The organism is Sphingomonas ginkgonis, from assembly GCF_003970925.1.
Classification (GTDB): Bacteria; Pseudomonadota; Alphaproteobacteria; order Sphingomonadales; family Sphingomonadaceae; genus Sphingomicrobium; species Sphingomicrobium ginkgonis.
Genome location: NZ_RWJF01000001.1, coordinates 2,087,136 through 2,103,925, shown reverse-complemented (window position 1 = coordinate 2,103,925; position 16,790 = coordinate 2,087,136). Strand labels below are relative to the sequence as shown.

Below are 16,790 nucleotides of genomic sequence, written 5' to 3'. Positions count from 1 at the left end.
AGCAGTGGAGCAATTAGGTCGCGATGCACCGCTTCCGAGTGAGATGCAGGGACGCTGGGTCGCCGTCGAAGACCCCGCAGCCGAACTGATTGTGAACGGAGGGGAAGTTACCTGTTTCGGCCAAGCAATCGATTACGACTACAAGTTGGTCGGTGAAGATGACGGTGCTCTCACCGTGAGCCTGAAAATCAACAACGAGGCCTGTGAGGACACATTTCAACGTTCCAACATCACGGGGTTAGTCAGGACGCCGGATGGCGAGTTCTACGCATATAATGTGAAGTTTGCGAGTCAGTTCGTCCGAGCGGCAAGCTGACTGCGAACGTCCGCTTTCCACCCATTGCGGACATTCGCACTCCCTTGTTTCGTGCACCCACCTCGGTGAAACTTTCCATGCCTGACGTCGAAAAGCTGTTCGGCCGGAGGTGAGCAGCCCGGTCGGCTCGAACTTCCCGGCCGGGCGGGTTGTCGACGATCGCTGAAGCATGACTGCAGTCGGGCTACATCTCCACCATCCAGGAGCACCATCGTGTCAAAAGACGGCCCAAGCGCGCTGAACTTGCTTCGGATTGTTGCGCCGCCGACACGAGCCCGCGAAAAGCAGGCCGGCGTGGCCCCAGCATCTTTTTCACTCCGCTGAAACATTGCATTCGCTCGCCGGCACGCCGGGGGGCGTGCCTAATCATCGTTCCGGGGGAACTATTGTGAACAAGTTTGTTGCGCTCGCGGCCGTTGCCGCGACGACCGCCATCGCTGCGCCGGCGGCTGCCCAGGGCGGGCCGACCGGCCCGGTCGGGGCCCATGTCGAGGCGGTGCTCGGGGTCGACCATGTCCGGCTCGAGCTCGACGATCTTGGCCTTGGCGGCCATGTCGGCGACGAGGGCATCCTCTATGGCCTGGGCGCCGGCTTCGACTTCGCGGCGACGAGCCGCGTCTCGCTCGGCGTCGATGTCGAGGCGACCGATTCGACGCTCAAGGCGAGCGACTCGACGGCGAGCATCCGCGCCAGCCGCGACCTCTACGCCGGTGGGCGGGTCAGCCTGGCGGTCGCGAGCCGGACCAATCTCTACCTGAAGGCGGGCTACAGCAACGCCCGCTTCACCGGTCGCGACGGCAACCTTCGCGCCAGCACGACGCTGGACGGCCTCCGCCTTGGCGGCGGCGTCCAGGGTTCGCTCGGTGGCAAGGCCTTTGTCGGGCTGGAGTATCGCTACACCAACTACCAGTCGGACGTGACCCGGCACCAGGGCGCGCTGCTGATCGGCACGCGCTTCTAGGCGACGGCGTCATCTGCCTGTCAGCGGGGAACTGGCGCGGTCGATACCGTTCTGCTACCCATCGGACTCGGCTATCGAAGGAGACGAACGGTGGAAGAGAACCGGATCTACTTCGCCAGGCGCGCCGCCGAGGAAGAGGCTCGCGCCACCGAAGCCATGGACCCCCATGCGGCCGACGCCCATCGCCAGATGCAGCGCGCCTATCTCGAGCGCGCCAGCACCGGCGACCGCCATGGACCGCGGGAGATCGTCGGCTAGCCCGACGGAAACAGGCGGGTGCGGGCAGCCTCGAGCGGCGAGGCGCGGTCGCCCTTCCGCCGCTCGCGAAGCCGGGCATAGTCCGAGTCCCGCTCGCGCTGCAGTTCGTCGGTGAAGGCGCCGGAACGGACGCTCGCGAGGATCGCCGCCATCCGCTCGCGCACCCCCTCGTCGACGATGCGCGGTCCGCCGAGCGCCGCGCCGAGTTCGGCCGTGTTGCTGATCGCCTCGCGCATGCCGGCGAGACCGCGGTCCTCGATCAGCCCGGCGAGCAGCTTCAGCTCGGACACGCACTCGAGGTAGGCGACTTCCTCCGAGATGCCGGCGGCGACGAGGGTCTGCCAACCGGCGACCAGGATGTCGGGAACCGCGCCCCAGACCACCGCCTGTTCGTTAAACAGGTCGGAAACGCATTCCTCCTCGAAGCTGGATTCGATGATCCCGGCGCGTCCGCAGCCCAGCGCCTTCGCATAGGCCAGCGCCAGCGCGCGTGCCCGGCCGCTCGCGTCCTGGTGGACGGCGACCAGCGCAATCATCCCCTTGCCGTCGCGGTAGAGGCTGCGGAGCGCCGTGCCGGGCCCCTTGGGCGCGATCATCAGCACGTCGAGGTCGGGACGCGGCGTCAGCAGCCCGAAGTGGACCGCGAGGCCATGGCTGAAACCGATCGCGCGGCCGGGGCTCAGCGCCGGCTCGAGCTCGCGGTAGAGGGCGGGCAGATGCTCGTCGGGCACCAGCAGCATGGCGAGGTCCGCGTCGGCAACCGCTTCAACCGGCGCCACCACCATCAACCCGTCTTCGCGAGCCCGGGGAATCGCGGCGGAGCCGGCGCGCTGGCCCACCACCACGTCGATGCCGCTGTCGCGCAGGTTGAGCGCCTGCGCCCGCCCCTGGTTGCCATAGCCGATGATCGCCACCCGCTTGCCGGAGAGCGGGGCGGCATCGATCTGGTCTTCTCGGATCATGTCCATGCCGCCCGACTAGGCGGCCGGCGCGAGCAAGGCTAGCGCGGCCTCGACCGCCCCCGGCTCGTCGAGCGGGGCAGTGAAGCGCGGCCAGTCGGCCGGCGGCTGGTGCGCGAACCAGGTATATTGCCGCTTGGCGTAGCGGCGCGTTGCCTGCTGTCCGGCTGCCAGTGCCGCCGCCCGGTCGGTCCGGCCCGCCGACCAGTCCGACACCTCGCGGACCCCGATCGCGCGCATGGCCGGGAGCGCCGGGTCGAGGCGGCGGGAGAGCAGCCGCTCGACCTCGTCCGCGGCCCCGAGGTCGAGCATGGCGGCGAAGCGCTGGTCGCAGCGGCGATAGAGCCAGTCGCGCGGAGGCAGCAGGACCAGTGGACGAAGCTGGATGGCATCGCCGATCCCGCCGCTACGCTCGGCCTGCCATTCAGCGAGCGTCCGCCCGGTCGAGCGCACCACCTCGAGCGCGCGAGCGATCCGCGTCGTGTCGGCGGCGTTGAGCTTTGCCGCGCGATCGGGGTCGAGCCGCTCCAGCTCGGCTCGGTTCTCGGCCACCGAGCGGCTTCGCACCTCGGCGCGCACCGCGGGATCGATCGGCGGCACCGGCGCGATTCCGTCGAGCAGGGTGCGCAGGTAAAGGCCCGTCCCGCCGCACAGGACCGGAAGCCGCCCGGCCGCATGGAGGGCGTCGATCTCCGCCTTTGCCGCGGCCGCCCAGTCGGCGGCGGAGCAGGGCTCGGCGGCGTCCCAACAGCCGTAGAGGCGGTGCGGTGCCCGCGCCTCGTCGGCCGCCGAAGGCCGGGCGCTCAGGATCGACAGATCGGCATAGACCTGCGCGCTGTCGGCGTTGACGACCGCGCCACCCCAGCGTTCCGCCGCGGCGAGCGCGAGCGCGGACTTGCCGCTCGCCGTCGGACCGGCGATGAGCAGGACAGGAGGTCGCCCCTTGATCATCGTCACGCTGATAGCAGCCGGTCGCCTGACCCGGGACAATATTCACGACGCGCGTCGGCTCGTCGCGGACGCGGGACTGGAATCCCCGGGATGGCGCTGGCTCGACGAGGGCGACGCGGCGGACATCGAGGTCGAAGGGAGCCCGACGGCGGTCGGATCGCTCCGCGCCCGGCTAAGGGAGGGACTGGTCGGGATCGACGTCGTCGTTCAACTGGCCGAGCACCGCGCCAAGCAGCTGTTCGTCGCCGACATGGACTCGACCATGGTCGGGCAGGAATGCATCGACGAACTCGCCGACTACGCCGGGCTGAAGGCGCCGATCGCCGCCATCACCGAGCGGGCGATGCAGGGCGAGATCGACTTCCGCCAGGCGCTGGAGGAGCGGGTGGCGGCGCTCTCGGGGCTCGGGATCGTCCAGATCGAGCGGTGCCGGCGCGACAAGATCAGCCACAATCCCGGCGCGGCGACGCTGGTCCGGACCCTGCGGGCGAGGGGCGCGACGACGCTGCTGGTGACCGGCGGCTTCCACGACTTCGCCGACCCGCTCGCGGCGCAGCTGGGCTTCAGCGAGGTGCGGGCCAACAGTCTCGAGAGCATGCACGGTCATCTCACCGGGCGGGTCGTCGGCGAGATCGTCGATTCGGCGGCGAAGCGGGCCGCGCTGGTCGAGTTCCGCGAGCAGATGGGGCTCGCGCCGCACCAGGTCATGGCGGTGGGCGACGGCGCCAACGACCTGCCGATGATCGAGGAGGCCGGGCTGGGCGTCGCGTATCACGCCAAGCCCAGGCTCGCGCAGGCGGCCGACGTGCGCATCGACCATAACGACCTGACCGCGCTGCTGTGGGCGCAGGGCATTCCCCGTCGCGAGTGGGTCGCGACCTAGCGCTCGGGGACCGCGAAGCAGGCCGTCCCGGCCCGGGCCAGAGCCGCGCAGGTCGAATCCGCCTGCGCCTTGCTGGCGTAGGGGCCGACCTGCAACCGGAGGACGGATCCCGCTGGGACGAAATAGGCGATGCGGTCGTGAAGCACGGTGTTGGCGAGCCGCCGCATCAGCGCGTCCGCCGATGCTCGCTGCGAGAAGGCGCCGAGCTGGATCCGCCACTTGCCGCCAGCGACGACCGGTGCGGCAGCGGGGTGCGGGAGCGGAGGCGCCGCGGCGGTCGCGACCGGAGCTGGCGGCACCTTCCGGGCGGCGATCGCCTTGCCCTCCTTGCCGGCTGGCACGACCCCGCCGGGCGGCCGGGCGGCAGCCATCGCCTGCGCCATCGCGACCCCCCGCTGGCGGGCGCCCAGCGGCAGCGCGCCGTCCATCTGGGTCAGCGTGTCCTTCGCCGGGGCGAGGCCCTGCGCCGCGGCGCGGCTGACGAAGGCGTAGGCGAGGATCTGGTCCTGCGGCACCCCGTCGCCATTGAACAACGCCGTCCCGTAGACCAGCATGGCGCGCGCCTCGCCGCCTTCGGCCGCGGTCTTGAGCCAGCGCATCCCAGCGATCCGGTTGCCGTTCTGGAACAGCATCAGCCCGAGACTGGTCTGGGCGTCGGCATGCCCCTGCCGCGCCGAGCGCTCGAACCAGCCCTGGGCGGCGGCGAGGTCGAGCTGCACGCCGCGGCCCAGCTTGTAGGCCTGGCCGAGATTGAATTGGGCGTCCGCGTCCCCCTTGTCGGCGAGCGGCTTCCAGATGCTGACGGCACGTGCAGGGTCGTTCTTCTGCCAGGCGTCGATCCCGGCCTTCACCGTCTGCGCCGGGGCCGACCCGCTCGCCAGCGCGAGCGCGACCGCGATCAGTACCTTGTTCATCCGACGACCCCGCATTCTCCCGCCGCCCTGAATAATCGCCGGCCCGGAAGCGCGAAACAGCGTCTTGATGATCTTAACCAGATTTTAGGCCGGACAGCCCATTCCGTTGCTCAACAGCATCGCATTTGGCGAGGGGACAGGAATGCGCGTTCTGGCTTTGGCATCGCAGAAGGGGGGCAGCGGCAAGACGACGCTCTCCGGTCACTTGGCGGTGCAGGCGCAGCTGGCAGGGGCCGGCCCGGTCTGCCTGATCGACATCGACCCGCAGGGATCGCTGGCCGACTGGTGGAACGAGCGGCAGGACGACATGCCGGCCTTTGCGCAGACCACCGTGGCGCGGCTCGCCTCGGATCTCGAGGTCCTTCGTCAGCAGGGCTTCCGCCTTGCCGTCATCGACACGCCGCCGGCGATCACCATGGCGATCCAGAGCGTCATCGCGGTGGCCGAGCTGATCGTCATCCCGACCCGTCCGAGCCCGCACGATCTGCGCGCCGTCGGCGCCACGGTCGACCTGTGCGAGCGTGCCGGCAAGCCGCTGATCTTCGTCGTCAACGCGGCGACGCCCAAGGCGAAGATCACCTACGAGGCTGCGGTCGCTCTGTCGCAGCACGGAACTGTGGCCCCGGTCACGCTGCATCACCGCACCGACTTCGCCGCCTCGATGATCGACGGCCGGACCGTCATGGAGATCGATCCGAAGGGCAAGTCGGCCAACGAGGTCATCGAGCTGTGGGACTATATTTCGGACCGCCTCGAGAAGAATTTCCGCCGTACCGTCTTCGCCGCACCCGCCGCGCCGGGCGCCAGCGTCGCGCAGCCGCGTCCCGTCGGCGGCTTCGGCCGTCGTGTGGTCGGCCAGTAAGGGAAGAGGTCGTCGTGAAGATCGAACCCAAGGCTTTTGCGTCTTTGTCCTCGGGTCTCCTGGCCCGCAAGGGCGCCGCGCGTCCCGCCATGCGCCCCCAAGGCTTCGGCCAGATGGGCGGCAACATGGAGGACCTCGGCTGGAACGACATGGGCTTCGAGCCGCCCAAGCCGGCGCTCGTGCCGGTGCGCGACGCGGCTCATGACGCGTTCGGCGCCGAGATCGGCCCCGCGCCGATCCGCAACCCGGTCGCCGGCCTGACCCCGGTCGGCTCGCCCGTCCACGAGCAGCAGGCCGTCATCGAGAACCGGCTGGTCGCGGTGGAGGAGCCCGAGGAAGTCGACGAGACCGCCGAGCTCCACGAGCCCGGTGACGAGGCCGCTCCGCTGGTCCTCGTCGCGGCGCCCGAGCCGGTCGCTCCGGCCGTGGTCGCTCCAGCCCCGGTTGCTCCGGTCGCCAAGGTGCAGCGGACGCCGCGCCAGCGTTCCGTCGCGGGGGCCAAGGCCAAGGCGGCGTTCACTCTCCGCCTCGATCCGGACCGGCATCTCAAGCTTCGTCTCGCCTGCGCGGTCAGCAGTCGCTCCGCGCAGCAGCTGGTAACCGCCGCACTCGATACGCTGCTGAGCTCCATGCCCGAGCTCGACGCCATGGCCCGGAAGGCCGCTCGAAAGGATTGACCCGATGACCACGCCGCTGCGCGCTGCGCTCTCCGCCCTTGCCGTCTCGACTGTGCTGGCGGGTTGCGCCGGGCCGGGGAGCCGGCAGCCCCAGAGCGCGTCGGCGGATGGATCCAGGATCGGGCTTGCGACCCGGGCGCAGGCCGCGCTGATGAGCGGGAACGGTGCCGCGGCGGTCGACCTCGCCGAACAGGCGGTCGCCGGCAAGCCGGACAATGCCCAGTTCCGGGCGCTGCTCGGCAGCAGCTACATGGCGGCAGGCCGCTTCGCTTCGGCCGAAGCCGCCTTCCGCGACTCCCTCAGCCTCGATCCCAGCGACTCCTCGGTCGCAATGAAGCTGGCGCTCAGCCTCGTCGCCGAAGGCAAGAAGGACCAGGCGCTCGGCCTGCTCGACCAGCTCCGCAGCAGCGGCGATGCCGCCGACGTCGGGCTGGCGATGGCGCTGGCCGGGCAGCCGGGCAACGCCGTCGCGGTGCTCCAGGAAGCGGCCGCCCAGCCGGGCGCCGATGCCCGGGTCCGCCAAAACCTCGCGCTGGCCCACGGCCTCGCCGGAGACTGGGCGCAGGCCCGCGTCGTCGCGGCGCAGGACCTGCCCGCCGCGGCGCTCGACAGCCGGCTCCAGCAATGGATGGGGTTCGCGCATCCGGCCACCACGGCTTCGCAGGTCGCCTCGCTGATCGGAGTCACGCCCGCGGCCAGCGATCCGGGCCAGCCGGTGCGCCTCGCGCTCACCCAGCCGGCAAGCCCGGTCCGCCTCGCGCAGGCCGCGCCGGTCGCGGCAGCGCCCGCTGACGTGGCGGCGCCGGTCGCCGTCACTGACAATTCCACCGTTCTGCCGCTGCCGGCCCCGGCTGCCGTCGCGGCGGCGGCTCCGATGCCCGACATCGCCACCGCCGCGCCGCGCGCCATCGCGCCCGCGCCGGTCGTGCAGGCCGCCGCAGAGCCCTACGTCCAGGTCCGCAAGCTCGGTCGTGCCTTCCGCCCGGCGAGCTATACGCCGAAGGGCGCGCTGCTGCGCCCGGCAGTCATGCCGCGTCTCTCGCCGCAGGGTGGCGCGGTCGTTCAGCTCGGCGCCTATGGCTCGCCCGATCGGGTCGCCGCCGCCTGGAACGCGGCCGCTCGCCGCTATCCCAGCCTCAAGCGCTACCAGCCGGCCAGCGCGAGGTTCAGCGGTCCGCGCGGGACCGTCTATCGCCTGTCGCTCAGCGGCTTTCCCAGCGAGGGCGCCGCGCTCCGGCTGTGCGGGTCGCTCCGCTCAGCCGGCGGATCCTGCTTCGTCCGCCGGGTGGCAGGCGACGCGCCGGTCCAGATGGCGTCGCGCTGAGCCGCGTCTAGCCGATCAGCAGTTCGAGGCAGGCCATCCGCATCGCCACGCCATTCTCCACCTGGCGGAGGATGAGCGAGCGGTCCTGCAGGTCGGCAACCTCGTCGGCGATCTCGACGCCGCGATTCATCGGGCCGGGGTGGAGGACGACCGCCTCCGGCCGGGCGATCGCCAGCCGGCCGAAGGTCAGGCCATAGCGCGACAGATATTCGCCCGGCGCGTCGCCGAGCTCCTCGTCGAGCCGCTCGCGTTGGATCCGCAGCATCATCACCGCGTCGGCGCCCTCGAGCGCTTCGTCGATCGACAGGGTCGAGCCCGCCGGCTCCAGCCCGGGCGGCCCGGCCAGTCGGACGTTCGCACCCAGCCGAGGCAGCAGCTTGGCGTTGGAACGCGCGACCCGGCTGTGACGGACGTCGCCTAGGATGGCGACGGTCACCCCGTCCAGCGAGCCGAACTGCTGGCGAAGTGTCAACGCGTCGAGCAAAGCCTGGGTGGGATGCTCGTTGGTCCCGTCGCCCGCGTTGATCACCGGGCAGTCCATCAGCGCCGCGACAGTGGCGACCGCGCCGTCCTCGCGGTGGCGGAGCACCAGCGCATCGGGGCGCATCGCGTTGAGCGTCCGCGCGGTGTCCTCCAGCGTCTCACCCTTCTTGACGCTCGAATGCTCGACCGACAGCGTCAGCGGCTGCGCGCCGAGCCGTGCCGCGGCGGTCGCGAAGCTCATCGCGGTGCGAGTGCTGTTCTCGTAGAAGACGTTGAACACGGTGCGCCCGGCAAGCTGGGTGCTGCTCTCGCGGCGGCGGTTGGCGGCGGCGAACTGGTCCGCCCGGTCGAGCAGGGCGGCGATCTGCTCGTCGTCGAGCGAGTCGATGGAAAGAAGGTGCACGAGAGCGTTTGCTAGACCGGCCGCGGCAGGTTGACCAGCGCGTCGATCGCGCCCTGCAGGATATGCGCGGCGGCGAGGCGGTCGACTTGCTCCGCGCGCTTGGCCCGGCTGACGTCGGCGGCGATCATCGCCCGCTCGACCGCCTGGGTCGACCAGCGCTCGTCCCACAGCAGCACGGGCAGGCCGAGCGGGGCGAGGTTGCGGGCGAATGCGCGGACGGACTGGGTACGCGGGCTGTCGGTGCCGTCCATGTTGAGCGGCAGGCCGACGACCAGCCCGGCGATCCCGTGCGTGCGGATGAAGGCGGTCAGCGCCTCCAGGTCGCGGGTGAACTTGGTCCGGCGGATCGTCTCGGCGGGGCCGGCGAAGCTCCATTGCGCATCGCACAGGGCGAGACCGATGGTCTTGGTCCCGACGTCGAGCCCGGCGAGCTTGCCGCCACCGGGAAGCCGGTCGGCGAAGTCGGCGGTCGAGGCAGTGATCAGTGACGCCATGCCGCCAGCCTCCGCTCCGCGTCGCGCCGGATTGCGCCCCAGAACAGCGCATAGTCGTAGACGTGGTAATTGTTGCCGGGGAGGACGTAGGGGCCGATCGCCGGAAGCTTGCCGTTGACGATCAGGAAGCCCTTGTCGCACTCGCCCCCGACCAACCCGGGAAGGAGAGTCGCGGTGGCGAAGGCAGCGTCCGGGACGAGCGTGCCGGGATTGAGTGCCGGGTCCGCCTTGCCGCCCAGGGTCCCGCTGACCGGGTTGGTGCAGACCAAGTCTGCACGCTTGCGCTCGATCCCGGTCGGTCCCTTGGTCCCGCTGTAGGCATCGAGGATGAGGTCGGGGTTGGCCGGCTCGCCGAAGGTCAGCCAGCTCATCACGCAGCGAGCGTCGTCGGGGCCGGCGCAGGCAGGCAGGCCCATGGCCGGAAGGTCGGCGGTGGCGCTCAGCGGCCAGCCGACGACATAGGCGGCGACCACGCGGCGGGCGATCGGCTTGCCCGCGACCTTCTCGCGCAGCAGCCGCGACAGGTGGAGCGCGCCCTGACTGTGACCGGCAAGGATGATCGGGCGCCCGGCGGGCACCTCTGCGACGAAGCGGTCGAAGGCGCGCGCGACATCGGAATAGGCGAGGTCGAGCGCCTTCTGCGCATCCTCGCTCTTGAGCAGGAAGGCGCCGAACGCGGCCTGGCGATAGCGCGGCGCCCACACCTCGCCGACGCTGGTGAAGACGCTCGCCTGGCTGCGCAGGAAGAGCTGGATACGGTACTCGGCGTCGCCGCCGGGATGCTCCCCGGCGTTCCAGCGGTCGCGGTCGAGATAGGTGGTCGGGTGGATGTAGAAGACCGCGGCCGGGCGCGTGGCGGCGGGCTCGACCCCGGGCGGAAGCCATTCGCTGTCGCCCTCGCTACCCGGGCGCGCAAGCCAGTTGTCGGCGAGCGAATAGTCCGGGCCGCTCTGCCGGGCGGGGGCCTGAAAATGACCCTGCGGGGTCATCTGCGAGCGCAGCACGCTCCCGCCGAACTGGAAGATGGCGAAGGCGGCCGCGACCACGATCAGGGTCAGCACGAAGATGACGAGGAGGAAGCGGCGCGCGCACATGCCGGGCGGCGGTTAGGGAAGAGGCGCGGTCAGGTCCAGTAGAGGATGCGGGCCGTCGGCAGCGCCCGCGCGATCTCCGTCTCGAAGAAGCTGCGGAGCGCGGCCATGGTCGGCTTGTCGTAGACCATCTTGACCGAGCCGAACTTGGTCCGCTTCTCGGTCCGGCCAGCGGCGCTCATGTCGAGCTGGGAGCCGGGATACCAGCTTTCGAGCACGGCCTTGCTGCCCGGCGTGTAGCGGTGAGTGATGAGCTCGACGGTGAGGTCGAGCGGGTCGATCGCGGAGAGGGCCGACGCCGTGTCCGCGATCAGCGCGGCATAGGCTCCGCGCCAGCCCTCGGCGGCGATGATCGGGGCGATGGTGAGGCCGACGGGATAGCCGGCGCGCGCCATCCGGGCGAGCGCGGCGAGGCGGGCGGCGACGGGGTCGGTGCCGCCTTCGAAGCGGGCGTAGGCGGGCGGATTGACCGACGCGCGCATCCGGGTGCGGCCGCGGTGGGGCAGGCCGAGCAGCGGTTCGACCGCGGCGAATTTGCTGGTGAAGCGGAGCTGGACCGGGGCGTCCCACGCGCCGAACCAGCGAATGAGTGCGGACAGCGAACCGGTCAGGTGCTCGAGCGCGAGCGGGTCGGTGTAGCAGCTCGCCTCGAAGGTCGTCCCCTCGTGTGCTCGGTCTCGCGAGCGGGAGGTGATCGTGCCCTGGCCGAGCCGGGGCGGGAGCTCGGCGAGGATCTCGGGCAGGTTGGCGTAGGCGCGGGTGATCGGCGGCCCGCCGAGCGAGCCGGCGAGGTAGCAGTAGCTGCAATGCGCCGGGCAGCCCTCGGCCAGGTCGACCCGCCAGTCGGCCGAGGGGGCGATCGGCTGGAGCCGGCGCTTGGAGGGCGGGGCGACGGTGACGGCCAGGGTCTGCTTGGCGATCGCATAAGCGCGGCGGGGGTCGTCGGGGAGGCCGAGGCTGAGGCGGTCGGCAGGAAGCCGCTCGACCGGGATCCCGAGCGCCGCGCAGCGCTCCGCGATCGCCCGGCCATGCTCCCACTCGAGCAAGGAGCGGGTGACCAGCACGCGCGCGGGGCGCCACAGGCGGGCGGCTCGGGCGGGGAGGGCGGCGGCGGCGGTGGCCATGGCGGCCCAACGCGGGCGGAACAGGTTCGGGCGCTTGCGAGCGAGGGGTGGCACGGCTATCGGCCCGGCCATGTCCGTCGGTTCCGAACAGGTGCGGCACATCGCCAAGCTCGCCCGGCTCGCCATGAGCGATGCCGAGGTGGAGGCGATGGTGCCCGAATTGAACGCCATTCTCGGCTGGGTCGAGCAGCTTGGCGAGGTCGACACCAGCGGGGTCGAGCCGCTGACCGCGGTGATCGACCAGAAGCTGCGGCTGCGCGACGATATCGTGAACGACGGCGACTGCCGCGATGCGGTGCTAAGGAATGCGCCGGATGCGCAGCACGGCTTCTTCGCGGTTCCCAAGGTGATCGAATAGTGAGCGATCTCAACCTCAAGACGATCGCCGAGCTGCGCGACGGCTTCCGCGCCGGCGAGTTCTCGGCGCGCGAGATCGCGGAGAGTTTCAACGCCGCGGTCGAAGCGGGACGTCCGCTCAACGCCTATACGGTCGAGACGCCCGAGGATGCGCTGGCTTGCGCCGAAGCGGCTGATGCCGCGCGCCAGTCGGGAGACCTGAAGCCGCTGTCGGGCATCCCGCTCGGGATCAAGGACCTGTTCGCGACGGAAGGCGTGGACAGCACCTCGGGCTCGAACATCTTGCGTGGCTTCAAGCCGCCTTACGAGAGCACCGTCTCGGCCAACCTGCGCCGGGCGGGCGCGGGGATGCTGGGCAAGCTCAACATGGACGAGTTCGCGATGGGCTCGTCCAACGAGACCAGCGCCTACGGCCCGGTGATCAGCCCGTGGAAGCGCAACGACGGCGGCAATGCGGCGCTGACCCCGGGCGGCAGCTCGGGCGGCTCGGCGGCGGCGGTCGCGGCGGGGATGGCGCCGGGCGTCACCGGCACCGACACCGGCGGCTCGATCCGACAGCCGGCGGCGTTCACCGGCATTACCGGCATCAAGCCAACCTACGGGCGCTGCTCGCGCTGGGGCATCGTCGCCTTCGCCTCCTCGCTCGACCAGGCAGGGCCGATGGCGCGAGACGTGCGCGACTGCGCGATCCTGCTCGAGCAGATGGCCGGGTTTGACCATCGCGACGCGACCTCGCTGGAACTTCCCGTGCCGCAGTGGGAAGCGGGGTTGTCGAGCGATCTCAAGGGTAAGCGGATCGGTATTCCCAAGGAATACCGGATCGACGGGGTGCCCGACGAGATCAACGCGCTGTGGGATCGCGGGATCGAGTGGCTGAAGGATGCGGGTGCCGAGCCGGTCGAGATCAGCCTCCCGCACACCAGGTACGCGCTGCCGACCTATTACATCATCGCGCCGGCGGAGGCCTCGTCCAACCTCGCCCGCTATGACGGGGTCCGCTACGGGCTGCGCGAGGAGCCGCAGGGCGGCAATCTCGACGCGATGTACGCGGCGACGCGCGCGGCGGGGTTCGGGGCCGAGGTCAAGCGCCGCATCATGATCGGCACCTATGTGCTGTCGGCGGGCTTTTACGACGCCTATTTTACCAAGGCGCAGCGGGTCCGGGCGCTTATCAAGCGCGACTTCCGCGAGGCCTTCGCCCAGTGCGACCTGATCCTCACCCCGACCGCGCCGAGCGCGGCGTTCGGGCTCAAGGAGAAGATGAGCGACCCCTTGGCGATGTACCTCAACGACGTGTTCGCGGTTCCAGCGAGCCTCGCCGGGTTGCCGGCGATGAGCGTTCCGGGCGGGCTGGATTCGCAGGGTCTGCCGCTCGGCCTTCACCTGATCGGAAACGAACTGGACGAGCAGGGCGTGCTCAACGCCGGCCTCGCGATCGAGGAACGCGCCGGGTTCACGGCCCGCGCGGAGAGGTGGTGGTAATGGCCGACGCAAGCGCACCCTATCGCATTCGCGGCGCGACCGGCGAGTGGGAGGTCGTGATCGGCCTCGAGGTCCACGCGCAGGTCGTCTCCAACGCCAAGCTCTTCTCGGGCGCGGCGACGGCGTTCGGGGCGGAGCCGAACACGCAGGTGAGCCTGGTCGACGCGGCGATGCCGGGGATGCTTCCGGTGCCCAATCGCGAGTGCATCCGCCAGGCGGTGCGCACCGGCATGGCGATCGAGGCCGAGATCAACAAATGGTCGCGCTTCGACCGCAAGAACTATTTTTACGCCGACCTGCCGCAGGGTTACCAGATCAGTCAGCTCTACCATCCGCTGGTCGGCGAGGGGTCGGTGACGGTGCTGACCGACGAGAAGGACGAGGCGAGCGCGCGCACGATCGGGGTCGAGCGGATCCACGTGGAGCAGGACGCGGGCAAGCTGATGCACGACCAGCACCCGACGATGAGCTATGTCGACTTGAACCGGTCGGGCGTCGCGCTGATGGAGATCGTCAGCAAGCCGGACATGCGTTCTCCGGCCGAAGCAGGGGCTTACCTGCGCAAGCTCAGGGCCATTCTCCGCTACGTCGGGTCGTGCGACGGCAATATGGAGGAGGGCTCGATGCGCGCCGACGTCAATGTCAGCGTGCGCCGGCCGGGCGCCGAGTTCGGCACCCGCACCGAGACCAAGAACGTCAACTCGGTCCGCGTCGTCATGGCGGTGATCGAGCATGAGGCGCGGCGCCAGGTCGACCTGATCGAGGAGGGCGGCGCGGTGGCGCAGGAAACCCGCCTCTACGATCCGGACCGCAACGAGACGCGGACTCTCCGGTCGAAAGAAGACGCGCACGATTATCGCTACTTCCCCGACCCGGACCTCCTGCCGCTCGAGCTCGACGACACCTTCCTCGCCGAGTGCCGGGCCAGCCTGCCCGAGCTGCCCGACGCCAAGCGGAAGCGCTACGAGGCAGCGGGGATCACGCCCTACAACGCGAGCGTGCTGACCGCCGAGGTCGAGACCGCGCGCTGGTTTGACGCGCTGCTCGAGGCCGGTGCGGATGCGGCCAAGGCGGCGAACTGGGTGGTGGCAGAGCTGTTCGGGGCCTTGAACCGGCGCGGCGAGACGATTGACCAGGCGCCGGTCAGCCCGCAGGGCGCGGCCGAGCTGCTCGCTCTGGTCGGCGACGGGACCATCAGCGGCACGATCGCCAAGCAGGTGTTCGAGATCATGCTCGAGACCGGGCAGGGCGCGGGCGCGATCGTCGAGGAACGGGGCCTTAAGCAGACCAGCGACACCGGCGCGATCGACGCCGAGATCGACCGGATCCTCGCCGCCAATGCCGACAAGGTCGACCAGTATCGCGGCGGCAAGCAGCAGCTGTTCGGCTTCTTCGTCGGGCAGACGATGAAGGCGATGCAGGGCAAGGCCAATCCGGGGGTCGTTAACGAGCGGCTGAAGGCCAAGCTGGGCTGACGCCGGTTCGTCCGCCCCGGCGCTGCCTTCTCTTTGTCACTTCCGCTCCATAAGGAGGGCGGATCGCGGCGCTACGCCGGGATGACGTTGGAGAAGACATGCGTTCCTTTCTGCTCGCCGCTGCTGCCCTGATCGCCACGCCCGCCGCGGCGGCGCCGCCCAAGCTGGTGGTCACCATCTCGGTCGACCAGTTCTCCGCCGACCTGTTTGACGCCTACCGATCACAGTTCAGCGGCGGGATGGCGCGGCTCGCGCGGGAGGGGACGGTGTTCCGCAACGGCTACCAGAGCCATGCGGCGACCGAGACCTGCCCCGGCCACTCGACCATCCTGACCGGGATGCGCCCGATGCACACCGGGATCGTCGCCAACGACTGGATCGACCAGGGCGCGGCGCGGGGCGACAAGGACGTCTACTGCGCCGAGGATGAGACAGCGCCGGGCTCGACCTTCGCCAACTACAAGGTGTCGCCGGTTCACCTCCGGGTGCCGACACTGGGCGAGCGGCTGAAGGCGGCATCGCCGGCGAGCCGGGTGGTCGCGGTCGCCGGCAAGGACCGGGCGGCGGTGATGATGACCGGGCAGCGCCCCGACCAGCGCTGGTACTGGAACGGCAAGACCTATGTGACCGACCTCGCCGGCACGGCGACGCCGCGGGTGTTGACGAGCTTCGACGCGGCGCTGGCGAACGCCCTGGCGCAGCCCCGCGCGCCGCTCGAGCCCACCCCCTTCTGCCTGGGTCGGAGCAAGCCCTATGTCGTCGGCAGCCAGACCGTGGGCAACAATCGCCTCGGCCGCGCGGCCAATGACGCCAAGGCGTTCCGCGCCTCGCCAGAGATCGACGGCGCCACGCTGGCGCTCGCCGCCGGGTTGATCCAGGAGATGCGGCTCGGCCGCGGCCAGGCGACCGACCTCATCGCGGTCGGACTGTCGGGCACCGACTATGTCGGCCATACCTACGGCCCAGGCGGGGGCGAGATGTGCCTCCAGCTGACCGAGCTCGACCGCGAGCTCGGCGACTTCTTCGCGCAGCTCGACCGGACCGGCGTCGACTATGCGGTGGTGCTGACCGCCGACCATGGCGGGCAGGACATTCCCGAGCGGCTGCGCGACCAGGGGGTGACGAGCGCCGTCAGGGTCGACCCCGCGCTGGTCCCGGCGACGATGGGCAAGGCTCTCGGCGCGCGGCTCGGCATCGCCGGGCCGGTGCTGCTGGGCGGCGGCGCCGACGGCGACGTGTTCGTGGACCGGACGCTGCCGGCGCCGGTCCGCCAGCGCGCCATGGCGGCGGCGATCGCGACCTATAGGCAGCATCCGCAGGTCGCCGCGGTGTTTACCGCCGCCGAGCTCGCCGCGGCGCCCGCGCCGTCCGGCCCGCCGACCGGCTGGAGCCTGCTCACCCGCGCCCGCGCCAGCTTCGACCCGCGGCGCTCGGGCGACTTCGTCGTGCTGATCAAGGAACATGTGCTGCCCGTCCCGGCGGGGGCGAGCGGCTATGTCGCGACCCATGGGACTCCGTGGGACTATGACCGGCGCGTGCCGATCCTGTTCTGGCGGCGCGGTAGCGCGGCGGCGGAGCGGGCGGAGCCGGTCGAGACCGTCGACATCGCCCCGACACTCGCGGCGATGATCGGCGTGCCGTTCCGCGCGCCCGCCATGGACGGGCGCTGCCTTTCCGGGGCGGCGGGCACCAGCTGTGCTCCATAAAGGCACGTTTTCGACCTGAAATCCGCAGCTTGCCTCGCGGCTCGCTGGTAGTAAGCTGGCTGTCATCTGG

At 70.6% G+C, this 16,790-nt stretch carries 18 protein-coding genes; 11 read left to right on the top strand and 7 right to left on the bottom strand.

The annotated features are described in order from the left end of the window. Nucleotides 1-4: 4 nt before the first annotated feature. From HMF7854_RS10305 to HMF7854_RS15795, 3 genes are all read left to right on the top strand, one after another. Nucleotides 5-316 carry a hypothetical protein gene (locus HMF7854_RS10305; protein WP_239016931.1) on the top strand — a complete coding sequence of 104 codons (312 nt, stop codon included), beginning with the start codon at nt 5-7 and terminating at the stop codon, nt 314-316. Between the two features lie 388 nt (nt 317-704). Continuing rightward, nucleotides 705-1,277: an outer membrane protein gene (locus tag HMF7854_RS10300; protein ID WP_126719014.1), complete on the top strand. Its 573-nt coding sequence runs from the start codon at nt 705-707 to the stop codon at nt 1,275-1,277. A gap of 90 nt (nt 1,278-1,367) precedes the next feature. Then, on the top strand, nt 1,368-1,535 hold the full coding sequence (locus HMF7854_RS15795; protein WP_185829245.1) for a hypothetical protein: 168 nt from the start codon (nt 1,368-1,370) through the stop codon (nt 1,533-1,535). Here HMF7854_RS15795 and ilvC read toward each other — a convergent pair. Further along, on the bottom strand, nt 1,532-2,497 hold the full coding sequence (gene ilvC, locus HMF7854_RS10295) for a ketol-acid reductoisomerase (RefSeq protein ID WP_185829244.1): 966 nt from the start codon (nt 2,495-2,497) through the stop codon (nt 1,532-1,534). The two genes, HMF7854_RS15795 and ilvC, sit on opposite strands and share 4 nt — an antisense overlap. Before the next feature lie 15 nt (nt 2,498-2,512). Then, nucleotides 2,513-3,445, bottom strand: a complete 933-nt coding sequence (gene miaA / locus HMF7854_RS10290; RefSeq protein ID WP_126720171.1) for a tRNA (adenosine(37)-N6)-dimethylallyltransferase MiaA — start codon at nt 3,443-3,445, stop codon at nt 2,513-2,515. Here miaA and serB point away from each other — a divergent pair. Then, complete coding sequence (gene serB, locus HMF7854_RS10285) at nt 3,438-4,328, top strand: phosphoserine phosphatase SerB (RefSeq protein ID WP_126719012.1); 891 nt, start codon at nt 3,438-3,440, stop codon at nt 4,326-4,328. The two genes, miaA and serB, sit on opposite strands and share 8 nt — an antisense overlap. Here the strand turns inward: serB and HMF7854_RS10280 are convergent. Next, the gene (locus tag HMF7854_RS10280; RefSeq protein WP_185829243.1) at nt 4,325-5,242 is read right to left on the bottom strand and encodes an SPOR domain-containing protein; all 918 of its coding nucleotides are present in this window, start codon (nt 5,240-5,242) and stop codon (nt 4,325-4,327) included. The two genes, serB and HMF7854_RS10280, sit on opposite strands and share 4 nt — an antisense overlap. A 142-nt stretch (nt 5,243-5,384) precedes the next feature. Here HMF7854_RS10280 and HMF7854_RS10275 point away from each other — a divergent pair, with 142 nt between their 5' ends. The 3 genes from HMF7854_RS10275 to HMF7854_RS10265 are packed head-to-tail and all read left to right on the top strand — an operon-like array spanning nt 5,385 to nt 8,105. After that, the gene (locus HMF7854_RS10275; RefSeq protein ID WP_126719010.1) at nt 5,385-6,104 is read left to right on the top strand and encodes a ParA family protein; all 720 of its coding nucleotides are present in this window, start codon (nt 5,385-5,387) and stop codon (nt 6,102-6,104) included. A gap of 14 nt (nt 6,105-6,118) precedes the next feature. Continuing rightward, the gene (locus tag HMF7854_RS10270) at nt 6,119-6,781 is read left to right on the top strand and encodes a hypothetical protein (protein WP_185829242.1); all 663 of its coding nucleotides are present in this window, start codon (nt 6,119-6,121) and stop codon (nt 6,779-6,781) included. Between the two features lie 4 nt (nt 6,782-6,785). Further along, nucleotides 6,786-8,105 (top strand): SPOR domain-containing protein, encoded by a 1,320-nt coding sequence (locus tag HMF7854_RS10265; protein ID WP_126719009.1) that lies wholly within the window; start codon nt 6,786-6,788, stop codon nt 8,103-8,105. Nucleotides 8,106-8,112: 7 nt separating this feature from the next. Here HMF7854_RS10265 and HMF7854_RS10260 read toward each other — a convergent pair whose 3' ends face one another. From HMF7854_RS10260 to HMF7854_RS10245, 4 genes are read right to left on the bottom strand one after another with little or no spacing between them, the layout of a single operon-like run. Next, nucleotides 8,113-8,991 carry an aspartate carbamoyltransferase catalytic subunit gene (locus tag HMF7854_RS10260; protein WP_126719008.1) on the bottom strand — a complete coding sequence of 293 codons (879 nt, stop codon included), beginning with the start codon at nt 8,989-8,991 and terminating at the stop codon, nt 8,113-8,115. Nucleotides 8,992-9,002: 11 nt separating this feature from the next. Then, nucleotides 9,003-9,476, bottom strand: a complete 474-nt coding sequence (gene ruvX / locus HMF7854_RS10255; RefSeq protein ID WP_126720169.1) for a Holliday junction resolvase RuvX — start codon at nt 9,474-9,476, stop codon at nt 9,003-9,005. Next, nucleotides 9,473-10,579: a DUF3089 domain-containing protein gene (locus tag HMF7854_RS10250; RefSeq protein WP_126719007.1), complete on the bottom strand. Its 1,107-nt coding sequence runs from the start codon at nt 10,577-10,579 to the stop codon at nt 9,473-9,475. Before HMF7854_RS10250 ends, ruvX begins: the two co-directional genes overlap by 4 nt. 29 nt (nt 10,580-10,608) lie before the next feature. After that, on the bottom strand, nt 10,609-11,772 hold the full coding sequence (locus HMF7854_RS10245) for an SPL family radical SAM protein (RefSeq protein WP_239016930.1): 1,164 nt from the start codon (nt 11,770-11,772) through the stop codon (nt 10,609-10,611). On the opposite strand from HMF7854_RS10245, the gene gatC reads away from it, so the two are divergent. From gatC to HMF7854_RS10225, 4 genes are all read left to right on the top strand, one after another. Next, nucleotides 11,771-12,058, top strand: a complete 288-nt coding sequence (gatC, locus tag HMF7854_RS10240; RefSeq protein ID WP_126719006.1) for an Asp-tRNA(Asn)/Glu-tRNA(Gln) amidotransferase subunit GatC — start codon at nt 11,771-11,773, stop codon at nt 12,056-12,058. The genes HMF7854_RS10245 and gatC overlap by 2 nt on opposite strands. Further along, on the top strand, nt 12,058-13,539 hold the full coding sequence (gene gatA / locus HMF7854_RS10235; protein ID WP_126719005.1) for an Asp-tRNA(Asn)/Glu-tRNA(Gln) amidotransferase subunit GatA: 1,482 nt from the start codon (nt 12,058-12,060) through the stop codon (nt 13,537-13,539). The genes gatC and gatA overlap by 1 nt, the downstream gene beginning before the upstream one ends. After that, the gene (gene gatB, locus HMF7854_RS10230) at nt 13,539-15,014 is read left to right on the top strand and encodes an Asp-tRNA(Asn)/Glu-tRNA(Gln) amidotransferase subunit GatB (protein WP_126719004.1); all 1,476 of its coding nucleotides are present in this window, start codon (nt 13,539-13,541) and stop codon (nt 15,012-15,014) included. Before gatA ends, gatB begins: the two co-directional genes overlap by 1 nt. A 98-nt stretch (nt 15,015-15,112) precedes the next feature. After that, complete coding sequence (locus HMF7854_RS10225; RefSeq protein ID WP_126719003.1) at nt 15,113-16,720, top strand: alkaline phosphatase family protein; 1,608 nt, start codon at nt 15,113-15,115, stop codon at nt 16,718-16,720. The last annotated feature ends 70 nt before the right edge of the window (nt 16,721-16,790 follow it).